Origin of the sequence: Halarcobacter anaerophilus (genome assembly GCF_006459125.1) — a bacterium.
In the GTDB taxonomy this organism is placed as follows: Bacteria; Campylobacterota; Campylobacteria; order Campylobacterales; family Arcobacteraceae; genus Halarcobacter; species Halarcobacter anaerophilus.
This window is the reverse complement of record NZ_CP041070.1, coordinates 1-17961: the sequence shown is the minus strand read 5'-3', so window position 1 is coordinate 17961 and position 17961 is coordinate 1. Positions and strand designations below refer to the sequence as shown.

Sequence of the window (17961 nt, the reverse complement as noted above, 5' to 3'; positions counted from 1 at the left end):
AAGTGATTAAAAAAGTAATTGAGATAAAAAGAGATATAGACTCGGACGATAGTGTACTTTTGGATTGGTTTGATATGCAAAAGCCCAATCTTTGTGCTATTACGAAAAACGGTGTTGAATTTATAATAAAAACAAAATATACTCACCTTCATGAAAACGATATTTTAGAGTGTGAAGACGGATATAAAATCAAAGTTTCAAAATCCCAAGACAGTATTTATATTCTAAAATTTAGCGATCATATTACCTTTGCAAGAATTGCTTATGAAATAGGAAACAGACATCAGCCTATTTGTATAGAAGATTTTAAAATAACTATTTTAGACGATATCTCAACAGCAGATATTATAAAAGCTTGTGAGGCTATTGAAGGGGTAAAAGTAGAAAAAACAAAGGCTATTTTCAGACCAAATGGAAAAGCACACCATAGCCACTAATACACCTACAAAAGCTTTAAGCAGATTTATTCAGCTTCTTGACGGGATATTCCCCTCAGGAGCTTTTGTTCACTCTTTCGGACTTGAACCTCATGTTGTTTTGGGTTTTATAAACGACAAAAAAAGTTTGGAAAGTTTTTTAAACAATCTTATTTACGATCAATATCAGAAAATGGAATTTGCTATTGTAAAAAAGGTTTTCAAACTTTTAGAAGAAGATAAACTGAACCTTCTAATAAAAGAGGATAAAAAATTTTCATCAATGCTTAGTTTTGAATATGCAAAAGCCTCAAAAGATTTAGGGGAGAACTATTTAAAACATATTGATTTTGAGATAAAAAACAAAACAGTACAAGAGTATTTTAAAAAAGTGAAAAGTGAAAAAAGTTTCGGAAATGAACTTTTTATTTTAAGTGCCTACGCTTTTGAATTAGGCTTGGACAAAGAGACTTTTTTGCTTTTATGGTGCAAAAAAACTTTGATAAATATTGCAAGTGCAAGTCTAAAAATATCAAGAATAAAACCTTCCCAAATACAGCAAATTTTATTTGGTTTTGATGATATTTTGGAAGAAAAAATAAAAAACTGTTCTAAAAATGTAAGTAATTTTAACCCTTTGTTTGAAGAGGTTATTTTCTCACATTTAAATTTAGAACCGAAAATGTTTACAACATAAAGGATTATTTATATGAGTATTAAAATTGGAATTGCAGGACCTGTAGGAAGCGGTAAAACTTCTATTATTGAGAAACTTACAAATATGTTAAAAGAGGAATATACTTTAGGTATTGTAACAAACGATATATATACAACAGAAGATGCAAACTATTTAAAAAGCAAACTAAATCTAAATGAAAAACAGATAATAGGAGTAGAGACGGGAGGTTGTCCTCATACTGCTATTAGAGATGATATTTCAATGAACCAAAAAGCCGTGGAAGAGATAGAAAAAGAGTTTAATCCCGATATTATTTTTGTAGAAAGCGGAGGAGATAATCTAAGTGCAACGTTCTCTTATGAATTAATCGATTACTACTTTTATGTGATTGATGTGGCTCAAGGTGCAGATATTCCAAGAAAAAAAGGTGCAGGGCTTCTATTTTCAGATCTTTTAGTTATAAATAAAATTGACCTTTGTCCTTATGTAAATGTAGATTTAGAGAGCTTTAAAGAAGATGTAAAAAACAATAGAAAAAACAAACCGAGTATTTTTCTAACAAACAAAGATGAAGAGAGTTTTAAAAAATTAAAAGAGTGGATTTTAGCTTTATTATAAAACAACCAAAGCCAAAAACAGATATCGTGCAAATTTTGCCAAAGTAACTAAAAAAAGAAATCTCTTAAAATCATACTTTAAAACTCCGGCTATAAAAGTAATAGGGTCTCCAATAATAGGAGCCCAGGAAAAAAGCAGGGAGAAACCTCCGTATTTATTAAAAAACTTTTTATATTTAGCTGTTTTTTCACTTTTTAAAAGCCTTTTCTTTTCTAAAAACTCTTCTCCTTTTAATCCCAGATAATAATTAAGCAAAGAGCCCAAAACATTTCCCAATGTTGCAAAAAAAAGAATCAAATAAAGATTATATCCCTCATTTATATCAAAAATAAGCAAAGCCTCACTTCCCATTGGGAAAAGCGTGGCAGAAACAAAAGCAGAAAAAAATAGAACCAGATATATCAAATTTTAATTCTTTTTTTTCTTTTTATTTTTATTTGAGAAAAAACTACTCCCGAAAGTATTACCGCACAGGCAATTAACTCTTGAAAAGATAACTTTTCGCCAAGAAATAAAAATGCCAAACCAAGGGTAAAAATAGGTATTAGATTTATAAACATAGCAGCTTTTGAAGCTTCAATCTTTGTAAGTGCAAAATTATAAAGCCCGTATCCGCATAAAGTAACGACTACACCCAAATAAAACAGAGAAGCAACTCCCTCAAAAGTAAAATTCAAAGCCTTTACGTTGAGTTCATAAATAAAAAAAGGAAAAAAGAATACAGCACCTATAAAAGCCTGCATTGCAGTAATAAACAATGGTGAAAATTTATCCACTAGATATCTCGTAACTATTGTATATCCTGTTCCGCAAACCATTGCACAAAATTCCAGAAAATTTCCTAAAAGCGGATCTGGGGCACTTATTGACGCAGAAGCATTTACGCTTAACCAAATTACACCCATCATAGCAAGTAAAGAACCGAAAAGTAACTGTTTTGAAATAATCTCTTTTAGAAAATATCCTGCAAAAAAAGCCGTAATAAGAGGCATCATAGAAGTAATCACTCCTGCTTGCGAAGCAGATGTATATAAAAGAGCTTTTGCCTCAAAAATAAAATATAAACAAGGTTCAAAAATTGCTAAAAGCAAAATCAGTTTTTTATCTTTTTTTGTAAATTCATATTTGGAAAAATCTTTTATAAAATATATAAAACATAAAGAGGCTATTAACATTCTAAAAAATATAACCGTATATTCACCTAAATCTTTCATTGCAAACTTCAAAGCAACAAAAGAACTTCCCCAGATCAACATTGCAAAAACTAATAAAAATATACCTATAAAGCTTGATAATTTGGGCATTGTACTACTCACTTGAAAAATGGAGAGAAATTATACTCTTTTAAAAATTATTGTCAATTAATTTTTTATAAAAAATTTAAGCTTTATTAAGATACAATTGTGTCCTTAAAGAGAAGCATAAAGAGTATTTAGGTACTTTTTATGCTCTTCTTTAGACCCTTTCAATCGTATCTAAAGACAACGCCCCAGGGTGGGAACACAGCAAGGCACCTTTTTTTGTGGTGTGATTGGGTATCTGGAGAAGAGTGCTAACAGCACTCTTTTTTTATATAAAATCTGAAAAATCTTCATTTAAAATCAAAAGTTTTTTATCTTTTTTATTATAAATAAATCTTCTATCTCTTTTTTGAATAGCTTTTAATATTATAAGTTTTATATCTTTTTTACTTTTTTGATGTCTTTTTAAGTACAAAGTAAACTCTTGAAGAGAGATAAATTTCTCTTTTTGCTCCTCTTTTTTCTCTTTTTGCATATTTTCAATTTGGGGTTTGTAGATTGAACGCATTTCATTAAAGGCACTTTGCAAAAGTTCAATTTCCCTGTTAAAAACACCTATTATTTTTTTCTGATTTTTTTCTAGTCTTGATATTTCCGAACCGTATTGCTTTCTCATCCATTTAATAGACTTTTTAAGAAGATCAATTTGTTCATCTTTTGCTTTTACAATCTCTTTTACAACTTCCGTATAAGGCATCTGTTTCAGTTCAACTTTGGGTTCACTTTGAGTTTGAGAATTTTCATCTATGTAAACATAGGTTTTACCTGATTTTTTAATAGATTTTAATTGGTTTTTTCTTATTCTGTAGTGTACTCCTTGTAAAGACAGCCCAAGGATTTCAGCAGCTTGTGAAGTTGTAACCAATCTTTCCAAGGATTAATCCTTACATTTTATCGCTGTCGATCTCTATTACGGTATGTACATTTCCACGAGGTTTAAAATCTGCAATTACTTTCATATATTTTGGTTTTAATTTTCCGTACAGAGTATCAAATATCTCATTTGCCGAATTTTCATGGGAAACTTCTCTATACATAAAACTATTTATATAAAGTTTTAAAGCTTTTAATTCAATTACTAATTTGTCAGGGATATATTCTAATTTAATAGTTGCAAAATCAGGGTAACCGCTTCTTGGACATTTTGCCATAAATTCAGGTAGTTCAATATTTATAGTGTAATTTTTTTCATTTATATTTGGCCAAAAATTATCTTCATTGTTAATATCAAATTCAACAATCTCTTTTTCACCATATTTCATTATTATAAGTCCTTATTATCTATTTCATTAAAAGTAATATTTTATCCAAAATATACTTACAGGTTTTATTATATAAATTTTATATGAAAAGAGTATTATAATAAAAGCAAATTAGGTATAAGATTTAATTATATATACTTTAATTATAAATTTAATTTTGAGGAGACTTCCCATGAAGACCGTTTATGATATTTTAATAGTAGGAGGAGGACCAGGTGGGATTGGTACGGCTGTCGAAGCAGCTGTTCACGGTATAGAAAATATTCTTCTGATTGATAAAGCGGATAACCACTCAAGTACTATTAGAAAATTTTATAAAGCAAATAAAAAAGTTGATAAAGATTGGAAAGGTCAAACTATAAATATAGAAGGGAATATTCCTTTTATGGACGGAACAAAAGAGACTACTTTAAATTTCTTTGACAGGCTTCTTGATGAAGAAAAAATCGATACGGCTTTTAACGAGGAAGTTGAAAATATCGTTAAAAATGAAAAAGAAAATATTTTTTTAGTAACCACTGCAACAAAAAGTTTTAAAGCAAAAGCGGTGGTAATTACTATTGGGAAAATGGGAAAACCCAATAAACCTTCATATAAAATTCCCCCTTCAATAAAAGAGTTTGTAAACTTCAATCTTGACGACTGTTCCCACGGAGAAAAAATTTTAGTCGTAGGAGGAGGTAATTCTGCCGCTGAATATGCATATGAATTAGCAGATGAAGGAAATACCGTAACTTTGGTTTATAGAAAAGCTGAATTTAGCAGATTAAATCCGGCAAACGAAGATATCCTTTATCAATACAACGGTCAAGAAAAGTTAAGATTAAGACTAAATACGGATATTATCTCTTTAGAAAATGAACACGGAAAAGTAAAAGTAAATTTCGATGACGGTTATTATACGATTTACGACAGAGTAATTTACGCAATAGGCGGGACTGCACCTGTTGATTTTCTTAAAAAAGTCGGTATAAAATTGGATGAAAAAGGAAAACCTATTTATGATGAACACTATAGAACCAATATTCCGGGAATGTATGTAGCAGGAGATATTGCTTTTAATACGGGAGGTTCTATTGCCGCTGCTTTAAACCATGGTTACCATATAGTAAACTCATATCTTAGAAGAAGCGGTAAATTGTACTCTTATACCCAAAAAGTTGATGAATTTTTTAAAAATCATCCCCAATTTAAAGAATAAAAGCTATCAAAAAAGATAGCTTTTATTTGTTACACTCAAGACAATCAAGATTTCTTTCGTCTTTTTTGCATACTACACATTTTGTAAGTTTTACGTTACAAAAATTTCTACTAATAGTACATTTAGGATTTAAAGAAGCCATATAACTTACATTTAAAACAGGATCATATAATAAGTCATTTGCAATATCAGAATCAATATTGGAGTTTTTTGCAACTGCTCTTCTTATATTCATATCAGGTGATTCATGCAAGCTTCTTAATTCATCTATATTATCTGACTCAAAAGCTCTATTAAGTTGTTCAATTAAACTATCTGCTGCACTCATTTTAATACCTCTGAAGTTTAGTTATATTAAATTCTATTTTATAATAACTTATGAATTTATTAAAATATGAGACAATTTTGAGACATTTCATAAAATAAACTTAATTAAAACAATTAATTATATAGAGGAATATCTTTAATTTATAAAAAAGATTACTTTTATTTTGTATAATTTTATATGAAAAAAAGAATATTTACAAAAATCTTTAATGATAAAAATCTTCCTTTTGTAGAACTTAGATATTCAAATAATACAAAACACTATAAAAATCATATTCATAATACTTTTTCTATAGGAATGAATCTAAAAGGGAAAACTATTTATTCAAATAAAACAAAAAAATATGAGTTTGACGTAGGAATGCTTGCTATTGTAAATCCTAAAGAGGTTCACTCTTGTAATCCTGTTACAAAAGAGCCGAATCTCTATTATATGCTCTATTTAGACCCAAACTGGTGTTACGGTATTCAAAAATCTATTTTCAAAGATTTAGAGGGCTTTAAACCTTTTGAAGAGGATGTTTTATATGATGAAGAGATATATACGGATTTTAAAAATCTCTGCAATCTTCTTTTCAGTGAAATCTCTTACAAAGAAAAAGAGCAGAAGTTAATTCAATTTTTTACAAAACTATTTAAACTTTATATGAAAGAGAGCGAACAAAAAAAAGAAAATAAAGATTTTGAAAAAATTGCAGACTATTTGGAGCAAAACTCTACTGAAAATATATCTTTAGAAGAGTTGTCAAAAGAGTTTAATCTAAATCCTTTTTATATAATAAGAATTTTTAAAGCCCAAAAAAATATTACTCCCCATGCTTATTTGTTAAATATGAAAATAAACAGAGCTAAAAAACTCTTAAAAGAGCAAAAAAGTATCACCTTTACTGCTTTAGAATGCGGGTTTTCCGATCAAAGCCATTTTCATAGAAATTTTTGCAAATATGTAGCTGCTACTCCAAAAGAGTATAAACTCAATTTTGTACAAGATTAATTTTTACAAAGCAACTATAATTGCTTTATGGAAATATACTTTACAGATTTTTTAACCCTTGCGTTAGCGCATTTTTTAGCACTTTTAAGTCCCGGTGTAGATTTTTTTATTATTCTTTCAAACTCTAGTAAATACGGACGTTATGAAGGAGTTCTAACTTCTGTTGGAATTGCTTTTGCAAATCTTTTTTATATTTTGCTGGCTTTGTTTGGAATATCTCTTATAAAAGATAATCAAACTATTTTTACCCTAATTAAACTTTTAGGTTCTATATATCTTTTATATATCGGATTTTTACTGATTACAAGCAAAAAAAGAGAACTTTTTAATAAAAAAACAACTATCAGCAAAAAAAGAAAAGCACTTGTCAAATTTTTTAGTATGGGCTTTTTATCTGCCATTTTAAATCCAAAAAACTCGATTTTTTATTTTACTATGTTTTCCATATCAATAAAAAGCACTACTCCTGTTTTTGTACAAAGTTTTTATGCTTTATGGATGTTTTTTGCCGTTCTTCTTTGGGATATTTTCGTAGTTTATTTAGTTACCAATAAAAAAAGCAAACTCTTTTTAGAAAACTACTCCAATCTAATAGAAAAGATTTCCGGAGTAATACTTTTTACAATAGGTTTTTTAATTATCCTTGAAACTCTTATCTAGATTCTTTAAAAGGACAATGCAGACAATCAAGCTTTCTTTCATCAATTTTGCACTTTACACAGGCTGTTAAAAGTCTTTCCTCAAACTCTCTTTTTATAGTGGTATTTGGATTTAACGAAGCCATATAAGAGACGTTTAACACCGGATCAAAAAGGAGTTTGTTTCCTATTGATTTATCTATATTTTTATTTTTTGCCAAAGCTCTTCTTACATTCATATGTTCGGAGTTTGCCAATTCTCTAAGGGTCTTTATATCATCACTTACAGAAGCTAAGTGAAGAAGTTGATTTACTGATTTTTCATTAATACTCATGTTAGACTCCCATTTTTGTAGAGATTATGCATATAATATTCCTTTTGGAATATAATTAATAATATTTTTATTTAAATAAGAATTATATGTTAACAAAATTTATTATTTTTGAAGTCTTATTTTTATGATAGATTTTATTATAATTTGAAAAAAAGAAAAGGATTTATATGGCTATAGGTTTCATAGGACTTGGAAATTTAGGTAGTGCAATTGTTAAAAGACTTCTTGACCAAAAAGAAGAAGTAAAAATATATAACAGAACAAAATCAAAAGTCGAACATATGGGTTTAGATATTGCAAACAGTCCAAAAGAGCTTGTTGAAGAGTGTGACACGGTTTTTATGTGTCTTTTTGAATCAGCTGCGGTTGAAAATATATTTGAGATGCAAAACGGTATTTTAAGTGCTGATTTAAAAGGTAAAACTATTATTGATTTAACAACAAATCATTATGAAAAAGTTCTTACTTTTCACGAAAAAATCGAAAAAAAAGGGGGTAATTATTTAGAATCTCCTATTTTCGGAAGTGTTCCTCCTGCTTTACAAGGGGCACTTACAATAGTAACTTCGGGAAAAGAGAGTACTTTTGAGCTTTGTAAACCATTTTTACAAAAAATAGGAAAAGAGATTTTTTATTTAAAAGAGAAAGGGAAAGCTTCTAAAATGAAACTGATAAACAATCTTTGTTTAGGTTCATTTATGGCTACTATTGCAGAGTGTACGGCTTTAGGTGAAGCTTGTGATATAAATAAAAGTGAACTTCTTAAAATATTGGGAGTAGGCGGAGGTCAATCCCTTGTTTTAAAAGGAAAAACTCAAAAACTAATAGATGAAGATTTTAGTGCCCATTTCTCAAATAGTGCAATTTACAAAGATCTGCATACTCTGCAAGATTTAGCTTACAGTATGAATCAGCCTTTATACACAGCAGCTATTCCAAAAGAGCTTTTCGGAAAAATGAAAAAAGAGGGTAAAGGAGAAGAGGATTTCTGCTCTATTTACAAACTATTTAAATAGCATACTTTTTTAAGTATGCTAAATACTATAAATATAGTTTGAAACTTCAATTAGATTCCCGTCGGGATCTCTTATATAAATTGAATTAATCTTTCCTATTGCACCTGTTCTTTCAACAGGACCTTCAATTATCTCTATACCAAAAGATTCTATATGTTTTTTAAACTCAACTATACTTGTATCCGTAACAAAACATAAATCTGCACTTCCCTCTTTTACATTTAATGCTTTAGGTTCAAATTCACTATTTAATTGATGCAGATTTATTTTTTGATGTCCAAATTTTAGAGCAACTCTGTGCTCTTGGAAGATCTCTTTTTCCATGCCTAAAACAGAGGTATAAAACTCTACAGTTTTTTCAATATCTTTTACGGTCAAAACTAAATGATCTATAGCTTTTATTTTAAACATTGTAAAACCTTTTATATTTTTTTATATTATATCTTATAATGAACTCAAAAGGGTTAAATATGCCTGTTCTTGATATTTTTTTAAATTTTCGGGAAAAGTTACGGTATTTTTCTTTTCAAAAGAGCTTATTGTTTGTGCAGAGATAAGATTAACTTCACAAATTGGATTTAACTGAATCAAAGCTTCAATTTTAAAAGTATTCGCACCCCCTGCAAAAGTTCCTTTTTTTGCTCTTTTTTTTATATAAATTTTTTCTATTTCATTCTTTTCTAAAAAAAGCAGAAATTCATTGCAGAAAGTTCTTATACTATCCTGTTTTTCATCATCTCCCAAAACAATTTTTTTTATTTTTAAATCTATGAACTCTTTATCTTTTAAAACAACCAAAACTGCATAATTACTTTTAAGTTCAATTCCACAAATATTCATTTAATTCCTTTTATATATTTGTGGAAGTATAAAACAAAAAAACGGATTTTTTTAATTTAATTACAAATTGTAAGAGATTTAAAAAATTTATAAAGGTAAATAGACTTTAAAACAAGCACCCTTATACTCACTGTTTTCATAAGTATAAGTTTCATTTTTAACTTTTAATTTACCCTCCATATGTTTTTCTACCATCTCTTTGGACATATAAAGTCCGATACCAGTACCGTTACTTTCCTCTTTTGTAGTAAAATAAGGCTCAAAAACTCTATTTATAATATCTTTATTGATTCCCTGACCGTTGTCTTTGATTGAAAAAACAGCTTTATCGTTTTGTTTATAAATATCTATAAAAATCAATTTATTTTCTACGCCTTTATCTTCCAATACATCTTTTGCATTATTTAAAAGATTCATTATTACTTGAATAAATTCATTTTCAAATCCTAGGATTTCGATACTTTCAAGATTTTCAATTACTTTTATATCCAAACTTTTAAATTTGGGTTGAAGAAGTTTAAAGGCTTTTTCATAACACTCTTTGATATCAAATAAATTTTTACTCTTGTTTGGTTTAAAATAGTTTCTAAAATCATCTATTGTTTCAGAAAGATATTTTACGGTATCACCTATTTTTTCCAAATCTTTTTTCTCTTCTTCTTCAGGAATTTCAATATCCATACTTTTTCTTAATAAAAGTCCGCTAGATGTAGTTGAAATAAGAGAAAGAGGCTGTCTCCATTGATGGGCTATATTTTCCAACATTTCGCCCATTGCCGCCATTTTTGATTGTTGAACTAAAAGACTCTCTTTTTGTTTTAACTCTTTTTCTGCCTTTTTTTGAGCGGTAATATCCAAAAATGAACTTACGTAATAGATAACTTGGTCATTATTATCCAAAATTGCATGTATCGTTAAAAGCTCATTTACTATACTTCCGTCTTTGTGCCTGTTATTTATTTCACCTATCCAAAAAAGATTTTTGCCTAAAGAGCTGTACATATTTTGATAAAACTTGTCATTATGAATTCCTGATTTTAATATCGACGGAGTTTTTCCTACAACTTCATCTATACTATAACCCGTAATTTTTGTAAAAGCTTTGTTTACTCTTAAAATTTTTTGATTTTTATCCGTGATTAACATTCCGCTTTGAGTCTCAAAAGCTACTGCCGCAATTTTTAACTCATCATGAGATTTTTCAATACGTTCCAACATAGTATTTACTTCATCATAGAGTTTCCCGTACTCATTGTTCTCTTCAATTTTAATTCTGTTTGTAAGAGATTCCGTAAAATATATTTTTTCCAAAAAAGAGACAAGATTTAAAATAGGATTCGTAAATTTTTTTGCAAAATATATTGCCAAAAGATAAGAAGAAAAAACTATTATAAAAAGAATTACAAGCAAAGCTTCTATATCTTTTTTTATTACATCATAAACCGTATCGATTTTAAAATTAAACTGAATATGCCCTAAATTTGTATTTTGATAATTTGCTTTTACGTAAAGCTTTAAATCTCTTCCTTTGATTATGGAATCTCTATGTTTTTCATCTGGAAGTTTATCCACGCTAAAAGTTTTATCGGCTTTATTGTATTGCAAAATAGGTTCACCGTTTAGTTTGTATAAAACCATTGATTTTAAAGCAGAAAAAGATTTTAACTTTGTAATAATATCGGAAGCTGCAGAGATATCATTTAACAAAACCAATTTTGCTATATCTTGGCTTAAGACTAATCCTATAGATTTAGAGAGTTTTAAAGTATTATTATACTGATTAGACATATACCAATATACAAAAGCCGTATATCCTATAGAACCTGTTAGAATAGTAACTAACATAATTATAGAAATAAGCCTTTTTCTTATAGAACCTTTATATTTCAACTTTTATCACTTTTTATTTAATGAAGGATTTACAATCGGAAGTTCAGAATCATTTCCCCACTCTAACCAAGAACCGTCGTAAACAGAAGTCTTATATCCCAACTCTTTTAAAACAATATAGTTTAAAGCAGCTTCAGCTCCTCCGTCACAATAAAGAATAATCTCTTTGTCTTTTGGTATATCTTTATAAACTTTTTTTAACTCCTTTAAATCTCTCATAACATTGCCGTCTTTTGAAACTTGATAATTTTGAGTACAAGCATAATTTTGAGCTGTTGGTATATGACCGAATCTTTTTGCCAAAGACTCTTTGCCCTCATAATGGGATTTTTTTCTTCCGTCAATAATCGTTTTATTGCCGATTGATAAATAAGTACTTAATTTTGTCTCTATTTTTTCATCATCTACTCTTGGTATAAACTCTTTTCTAAGAGCTTTATAATCATCTGTAGCAATAGAAAATTCTCTTTTTATCAAAGGACCGTAAGAGACTTTTAAAAGTCCTACATTGTCATGTCCCAATGTTTGTAATATCCAATAAAATCTTGCTGCCCAGATAAAATCTCCGTTATCATAAGCTACTACCAAACTATTTTCGTCGATTCCCGCATTACTGAATAACTCTTTCAAAAAATCAAGTTTGGGCATAAAAAATTTTTCATCAAAAAGAGATTTTAAAGCCGGAATATTTACGGCATTTTTAATATGCCCTTTTAAATAATCCTCTTTCTGCCTTAAATCTATTATGGAAAGATTTGGGTTGTCAAAATTATTTTTTAACCAATCAATCGAAACTATTGAAGGAACTTTTTTTTCTTTATTATCTAAAGTAGAAGCTCCAAACAGTCCTATAGAAACGAATATTAGAATTAAAATTGTCTTAAAAATTTTCATTTGAGACTCTTTTTTTAAGTTTATTTAAAATTATACAATAATTATTTTATATATTAATAAATTAAATATGACTACTTTACTACTCTTTTATTGATTCTTTTTCTTATAACTCTTTTTATCTCTTTTTTTATATTATTAGAAGTTCTTAAGGCATCATCTCTGTTTGGAATTGAAGCAATTACTTTATTACAATTTTCGCAGATAAAATCAAGTTTACTAATATCTAAATTATCATAATTTGATTTAGTCGTATCATAATAAAGTTCTGTATCACAATAGGGGCAAAAACATTGTAGATTTACAATTTCATCTTTAGACCACTCCCATTTCCACTTCATATCATAAATAATATCCTCTTTATAAGAGCATCTGTTTTTTCTAATTTGATAAATTAGAAAATATATTAAAAACGGAGTAAAAAGTACCGATAATTGTGCCCATAGAGGATATATATTGATATATTTGTTATAAAAATTTTCTATTTTTGTTTCTAAATAAATTAAATCTTCTGAAATATTGAAAGGCAAAAATATCAGTGCAATAATAAAAATTAGACCCAAAATTATCTTAGCTTCATAAGATAATAATTTTCTTTTTCTCATTAAATCTCCAAATTATATATGAAAATAAGTTTAAAGGAGTAAAAAGAGGATTTCTCCTCTTTTTTATACATCTAAGTGTTCTACGTCTTTTGCGTGCTCTTCTATGTAGTTTCTTCTAGGTTCTACTTCATCACCCATAAATAGAGTAAAAGTATCGCTCGCCATTTCTGCATCTTCGATTTTTACTCTTAAAAGTCTTCTATCTTCGGGAGTCATGGTTGTTTCCCATAATTGTTCAGGGTTCATTTCACCTAAACCTTTATATCTTTGAATATAAGCACCTTTTTTAGCTAACCCTTCAATATCCTCTAAAACTTCAACTAAATCTCTACCTTCAAACATAGAGACATCTCTTTCAATTAGTTTATTGTAAATGTAAGTTGCTTCACTAAAATAAGGACTTGCAAAAAGTTCATCATCAATAACTAACTCTTCCAAACCTTCATTTGTTTGAACAAAAAGTTGTATTCTCTCTTCAGTTATACTTTTAGAAAGAATATTATAACCCTTTTCTTCAATAAACGATCTAACCTCTTCATATAGTTTTGATTGTTCCAATTTTACTAAATCAGAGTTCTCAATAAGATGTTTTAAAACTTCTACCAAAGAGTATCTTTTTTCAAGTTGGAGAAGCATCTCTCTATATCTTGAAACGGTTTTTAATAAATCAATTAAATCATTTACTCCTAAACCTTCAAACTCGAAACTCTCTGCACCGTTTTCAATTAAGAAATTAGATAATGCCGTATTATCTTTTAAGTAAGTTTCGTTTTTACCTTTTTTATATCTATATAGAGGCGGTTGGGCAATATACAAATAACCTTTTTCTACAACTGGTCTTAAAAATCTAAAGAAGAATGTTAAAAGAAGTGTTTGAATATGGCTTCCGTCAACGTCGGCATCGGTCATAATTATAATTTTATGATATCTGATTTTTTCTTCATCAAAATCTTCACCTATACCGCAGCCAAGAGCAGTAATCATATTTCTGATTTCATCAGATTTTAAAATTTTGTCAAGTCTAGATTTTTCAACATTTAAAATCTTACCTTTTAGGGGTAAAATTGCTTGATAAACCCTATCTCTACCTTGTTTAGCTGAACCACCCGCTGAATCTCCCTCAACTAGATAGAGTTCTCTTATTTCAGGATCTTTACTTTGACATTCTGCTAGTTTTCCAGGAAGAGTTCCAACTGTCATTGCATCTTTTTTTCTAGTTAAATCTCTTGCTTTTTTAGCAGCTTCTCTTCCTCTTGCAGCCATTAAAGCTTTATCCATAATAGCTTTTGCTTGTTGTGGATTCTCTTCAAAATATTTATCTAATTTTTCATTTGTTAATTTTTGGCAAATAGGTTTAACGTATGATGATCCTAGCTTTCCTTTTGTTTGACCTTCAAATTGAGGTTCAGGCACTTTAACGGAAACAACCGCAAGAAGACCTTCTCTTACGTCATCACCTGTAATTTTAGTATCTTTTTCTCTGGCATTTGCATTATTATTTACGTATTTAACAATTGCTCTTGTAAGTCCGGCTTTAAAACCTGCTTCATGAGTACCGCCGTCTATTGTTCTAATATTATTAACAAAAGATAGTGTTTTTTCAGTATATGTTGAGTTATACATTAATGCAATGTCAACTTCTACATCATCTACTCTATCTGAAAAAGCTACTGCATCAGATACGGGAGTATCTTTGTTTAAATCTTCAACAAATTGTTGAATTCCACCTTCAAAATGATAAACCTCTTTTACTTTTTTGATTTCATCTTCAAGTGTAATTGAGATAAAAGGGTTTAGGTATGCGACTTCTTTAAATCTTTTTGCTAGTGTCTCAAAATTATATGATGTAACTTCAAAAATAGAATCATCAGCTAAAAATTCTATTGTGGTACCTGTTTTTCTAGGAGCATCACCTATTACTTCTAAAGGAGATTTAGGTATACCTTTTGAAAACTCTTGATAATGAATTTTTCCTTCTCTGTAAATAGTCATTTTAAGATCTTTACTTAAAGCATTTACAACTGAAACCCCAACCCCGTGAAGTCCACCTGAAACTTTATAAGTATCTTTATCAAATTTACCACCTGCATGAAGTACCGTTAATACGACTGTCGCCGCACTCATTTTTTCAGTAGGGTGCATTGCAGTAGGAATACCTCTACCGTCATCTTCAACTCTTATCCAACCGTCTTTTGTCATTGTAATTTTAATATTTTTACAAAAACCTGCCATTGCTTCATCAATAGAGTTATCTACTACTTCATAAACCATATGGTGTAATCCGTTGACATTTGTATCACCGATATACATACCAGGTCTTTTTCTTACAGCTTCTAAACCTTTTAAAACTTTAATATTACTAGCGCCGTACTCTTGTTGACTCATTAAATTTCCTTCTTTAAATCTATTTTTCTAATACGATTGGCATTATTATCGTAAAGAATTTTTCATCTTCTAGATAAAACGGTAAATTGGATTCGTTGAATCCAATTTTTACTTCTTCATTATTTGTTTGACTTAAAAAGTCAAGCATATATTTTGCATTTACTGCAAGATAAAACTCTTGATCGATATTTAGTTCTATATCTATTTGAGTTTTTGATTCCGTATCTTCATCTAATGATTCAAATACAATAGAATGAGGTCTAAATGTAATTTTGATATTAGAGAAAAGTGATGTAACTAATTTGATTGATTCAACCAACATACTTTTTGGAATAGACATATTGTATTTCAAACTTTGAGGTATGATTCTTTCATAATCGGGAAATTTTCCGTTAATTAATTTTGTGAAAAATTTCATTGCAGAGTTTGAAACAATAAGATTGTTTTCATCATACATAATAGTTGCTTCATCTAAAAATAGTTTTTGTATCTCAATTATAGCTTTTTTAGGAATAATAAATTGAGCTTCTGCATTTGAAATATTTTGTAAATATGAAATTGCCAATCTTCTAGTATCTGTTGATACAAAATTGATTTTTGAAGTTTTAATATCGATTAAAGCTCCGTTTAGTTCAAATTTTGGATTGTTATTATCAATTGCAGGTGTTATTTTTCTAATAGAGTTGATTAAATTTATTGTAGAAATCTCTAATTGTTTTAAATCATCTTTTTGTATTAAAGTAGGATATTCATCTGCATCATACATAGGTAATTTAAAAGTTGATTTATTTTGTTTAATAATTAGATTGTTTTCATCTGTTTCTATAATAATATCTGCATCTTTTAATCTTTTAATAATTCCTAGTAGATTAGATCCGTTTACAGTTGCTTTTCCGTATATTGCATCAGTTATAGATTCTATCGTACACTCTAATCCAATTTCATAATCTGTTGCTTTTAGTGTAAGTTTAGAATCGTTTACTTCTAAGTATATATGAGAAGTAATTGAACTAGCATCTTTTTTCTCTAAAAAAGGTTGCATTGATGAGACAATATTCTCAAATATGCTTTTTGTAATTATGAACTTCATTTATTAGCTCCTATTTATTATTTAAGATAGTGGAAGTAGTAGTTAGTGTGAAAAGATGAAAACTTTATTCTAAACCCTATTTATTCGAACTTTGTGTATGTGAATAAATAGCTTTAACAGTTCACACCTTTTCACACTTTAACTTTAAACTTTTTCTTCCGCCCCTTAATGAATGATTTTATTTTTCAAATTTTGAATGATCAATTTGAAGTTCTCATCTGTTTCAATCAATTTATTCGTTTTTTGAATATTTTTTGAAATAGAACTATGATCTTTCATACCTAAAAACTTAGCAATATCAGGCATTGAGTTGTGTGTTAACTCTCTTGCAAGATAAATTACAACCCTTCTGGCATTTGCAACCGTTGCCGTTCTTTTTTTCGATTTAATATCACTTGGTTTGATATTAAGCTCATTTGCAACAAGTGAAATAATATCGGGTAATTTAATATTCTCTTTTTTCTCTCTTATTTGCTCTTTTAAAAGACTTTGGGCAAGTTCTAAATTAATCTCTTGGTTAAGCAGTGATGCACTGGCATTTAACTTAATCAAAACGCCCTCTATTTCTCTAATAGAGTTATCTAAGTTTGTTGCGATATAGTTTACGATTTCTCTGCTTAGATTAATACCGTTTAATTCACTTTTTTTCTCAATAATAGCAATTTTTGTTTCAAGTCCGGGCATTTGTATGTCTGCTGTTAATCCCCATTCAAATCGAGATTTTAATCTATCTACCAATCCTGCAATTTGTGAAGGCAGTCTGTCACTTGTCATAACTATCTGTTTTTTTGCATTATGAAGTTCGTTAAAGGTGTGAAAAAACTCCTCTTGAGTCTGCTCTTTACCGCTTAAAAACTGGATATCATCAATAAGTAAAACATCACATTTTCTATATTTACCTCTAAAATGTTCCATATTTTTATTTTTAATAGAGAAGGTAAAATCATTCATAAACTGTTCAATTGTTACATATATTACGGTTTTGCCTTTTTCAATAGCATCATTACCTATTGCTTGTAAAAGGTGGGTTTTCCCAAGTCCCGTACCACCGTAAATAAATAGTGGATTATATTGAACTCCCGGTTTTTCGGAAACTGCCAAAGAAGCGTTATAAGCCATCTGGTTGGAACTTCCTACTACAAAAGAATCAAAAGTATATGAAGGATTTAAAATAGTACTTTCCGTAGCTTCATTTTTAGCTTTTTCGGAGATAATCTCTTTTTTGCTCTTTTTTTCACCTGTTATTTTTATCTCGATATGAGGTTTTGTTCCGTCGTAAATCTCGAAACAGTGCTGTATTAAAGGTTTATATTTACTTTTTATCCAAGATGCCAAATATCTGTTGGGAACTTCAAATACCGCTAGTTTTTCGTCAGAAGTTATTTTTTTGTAGTTTAACTGTTTTAGATATCTTTTATAATCTGTTGGATTAGCTTCTTTTTTTATAATAGTTAAAAACTCTTTACTTGTCAT

The 17961-nt window shown here is 28.8% G+C and carries 21 protein-coding genes and 1 other RNA gene; 8 read left to right on the top strand and 14 right to left on the bottom strand.

What is annotated here, in order from left to right:
• Positions 1-2: 2 nt before the first annotated feature.
• From AANAER_RS00105 to ureG, 3 genes are read left to right on the top strand one after another with little or no spacing between them, the layout of a single operon-like run.
• Positions 3-437, top strand: coding sequence for an urease accessory protein UreE (locus AANAER_RS00105; RefSeq protein ID WP_228711124.1), 435 nt, complete (start codon positions 3-5; stop codon positions 435-437).
• A complete protein-coding gene (locus tag AANAER_RS00100; RefSeq protein ID WP_129081260.1) occupies positions 412-1113 on the top strand; it encodes an urease accessory protein UreF in 702 nt (233 codons plus the stop codon). Before AANAER_RS00105 ends, AANAER_RS00100 begins: the two co-directional genes overlap by 26 nt.
• A 12-nt stretch (positions 1114-1125) precedes the next feature.
• On the top strand, positions 1126-1713 hold the full coding sequence (ureG, locus tag AANAER_RS00095; RefSeq protein ID WP_129081259.1) for an urease accessory protein UreG: 588 nt from the start codon (positions 1126-1128) through the stop codon (positions 1711-1713).
• Here the strand turns inward: ureG and AANAER_RS00090 are convergent.
• A complete protein-coding gene (locus AANAER_RS00090; protein ID WP_129081258.1) occupies positions 1708-2118 on the bottom strand; it encodes a YqaA family protein in 411 nt (136 codons plus the stop codon). The genes ureG and AANAER_RS00090 overlap by 6 nt on opposite strands.
• On the bottom strand, positions 2115-3017 hold the full coding sequence (locus AANAER_RS00085) for a DMT family transporter (RefSeq protein WP_129081257.1): 903 nt from the start codon (positions 3015-3017) through the stop codon (positions 2115-2117). Before AANAER_RS00085 ends, AANAER_RS00090 begins: the two co-directional genes overlap by 4 nt.
• Positions 3018-3165: 148 nt before the next feature.
• Between AANAER_RS00085 and ffs the strand changes: the two genes are divergently transcribed.
• An RNA gene (ffs, locus tag AANAER_RS15220) (signal recognition particle sRNA small type) lies at positions 3166-3262 on the top strand.
• A gap of 20 nt (positions 3263-3282) precedes the next feature.
• On the opposite strand, the gene AANAER_RS00080 is transcribed toward ffs, so the two are convergent.
• Entirely contained in the window at positions 3283-3888 is a 606-nt protein-coding gene (locus tag AANAER_RS00080; RefSeq protein WP_129081256.1) for a MerR family transcriptional regulator, read from the bottom strand.
• Positions 3889-3898: 10 nt separating this feature from the next.
• The gene (gene queF, locus AANAER_RS00075; RefSeq protein ID WP_129081255.1) at positions 3899-4276 is read right to left on the bottom strand and encodes a preQ(1) synthase; all 378 of its coding nucleotides are present in this window, start codon (positions 4274-4276) and stop codon (positions 3899-3901) included.
• 172 nt (positions 4277-4448) lie between these two features.
• Between queF and AANAER_RS00070 the strand changes: the two genes are divergently transcribed.
• Positions 4449-5477: an NAD(P)-binding domain-containing protein gene (locus AANAER_RS00070; protein WP_129081254.1), complete on the top strand. Its 1029-nt coding sequence runs from the start codon at positions 4449-4451 to the stop codon at positions 5475-5477.
• A 22-nt stretch (positions 5478-5499) separates the two neighbouring features.
• On the opposite strand, the gene AANAER_RS00065 is transcribed toward AANAER_RS00070, so the two are convergent.
• Positions 5500-5805, bottom strand: a complete 306-nt coding sequence (locus AANAER_RS00065) for a hypothetical protein (protein WP_129081253.1) — start codon at positions 5803-5805, stop codon at positions 5500-5502.
• A 177-nt stretch (positions 5806-5982) separates the two neighbouring features.
• Here AANAER_RS00065 and AANAER_RS00060 point away from each other — a divergent pair, with 177 nt between their 5' ends.
• A complete protein-coding gene (locus AANAER_RS00060; RefSeq protein ID WP_129081252.1) occupies positions 5983-6798 on the top strand; it encodes an AraC family transcriptional regulator in 816 nt (271 codons plus the stop codon).
• Positions 6799-6825: 27 nt separating this feature from the next.
• Entirely contained in the window at positions 6826-7458 is a 633-nt protein-coding gene (locus AANAER_RS00055) for a LysE family translocator (protein ID WP_129081251.1), read from the top strand.
• On the opposite strand, the gene AANAER_RS00050 is transcribed toward AANAER_RS00055, so the two are convergent.
• Positions 7451-7771 carry a hypothetical protein gene (locus AANAER_RS00050; protein WP_129081250.1) on the bottom strand — a complete coding sequence of 107 codons (321 nt, stop codon included), beginning with the start codon at positions 7769-7771 and terminating at the stop codon, positions 7451-7453. The genes AANAER_RS00055 and AANAER_RS00050 overlap by 8 nt on opposite strands.
• A gap of 167 nt (positions 7772-7938) precedes the next feature.
• Between AANAER_RS00050 and AANAER_RS00045 the strand changes: the two genes are divergently transcribed.
• Entirely contained in the window at positions 7939-8787 is an 849-nt protein-coding gene (locus tag AANAER_RS00045) for an NAD(P)-dependent oxidoreductase (RefSeq protein ID WP_129081249.1), read from the top strand.
• Between the two features lie 18 nt (positions 8788-8805).
• Here AANAER_RS00045 and AANAER_RS00040 read toward each other — a convergent pair whose 3' ends face one another.
• From AANAER_RS00040 to dnaA, 8 genes are all read right to left on the bottom strand, one after another.
• On the bottom strand, positions 8806-9198 hold the full coding sequence (locus AANAER_RS00040) for a VOC family protein (RefSeq protein ID WP_129081248.1): 393 nt from the start codon (positions 9196-9198) through the stop codon (positions 8806-8808).
• A gap of 33 nt (positions 9199-9231) precedes the next feature.
• Positions 9232-9627: a DUF3010 family protein gene (locus AANAER_RS00035; protein ID WP_129081247.1), complete on the bottom strand. Its 396-nt coding sequence runs from the start codon at positions 9625-9627 to the stop codon at positions 9232-9234.
• Between the two features lie 87 nt (positions 9628-9714).
• Complete coding sequence (locus AANAER_RS00030; RefSeq protein WP_129081246.1) at positions 9715-11472, bottom strand: ATP-binding protein; 1758 nt, start codon at positions 11470-11472, stop codon at positions 9715-9717.
• A 51-nt stretch (positions 11473-11523) separates the two neighbouring features.
• Positions 11524-12411, bottom strand: coding sequence for a sulfurtransferase (locus AANAER_RS00025; RefSeq protein ID WP_129081245.1), 888 nt, complete (start codon positions 12409-12411; stop codon positions 11524-11526).
• A gap of 71 nt (positions 12412-12482) precedes the next feature.
• Entirely contained in the window at positions 12483-13013 is a 531-nt protein-coding gene (locus AANAER_RS00020) for a hypothetical protein (RefSeq protein WP_129081244.1), read from the bottom strand.
• 63 nt (positions 13014-13076) lie between these two features.
• The gene (gene gyrB, locus AANAER_RS00015) at positions 13077-15398 is read right to left on the bottom strand and encodes a DNA topoisomerase (ATP-hydrolyzing) subunit B (protein WP_129081243.1); all 2322 of its coding nucleotides are present in this window, start codon (positions 15396-15398) and stop codon (positions 13077-13079) included.
• Positions 15399-15417: 19 nt separating this feature from the next.
• Positions 15418-16488 carry a DNA polymerase III subunit beta gene (dnaN, locus tag AANAER_RS00010; protein WP_129081242.1) on the bottom strand — a complete coding sequence of 357 codons (1071 nt, stop codon included), beginning with the start codon at positions 16486-16488 and terminating at the stop codon, positions 15418-15420.
• Positions 16489-16653: 165 nt separating this feature from the next.
• Entirely contained in the window at positions 16654-17961 is a 1308-nt protein-coding gene (dnaA, locus tag AANAER_RS00005) for a chromosomal replication initiator protein DnaA (RefSeq protein WP_129081241.1), read from the bottom strand.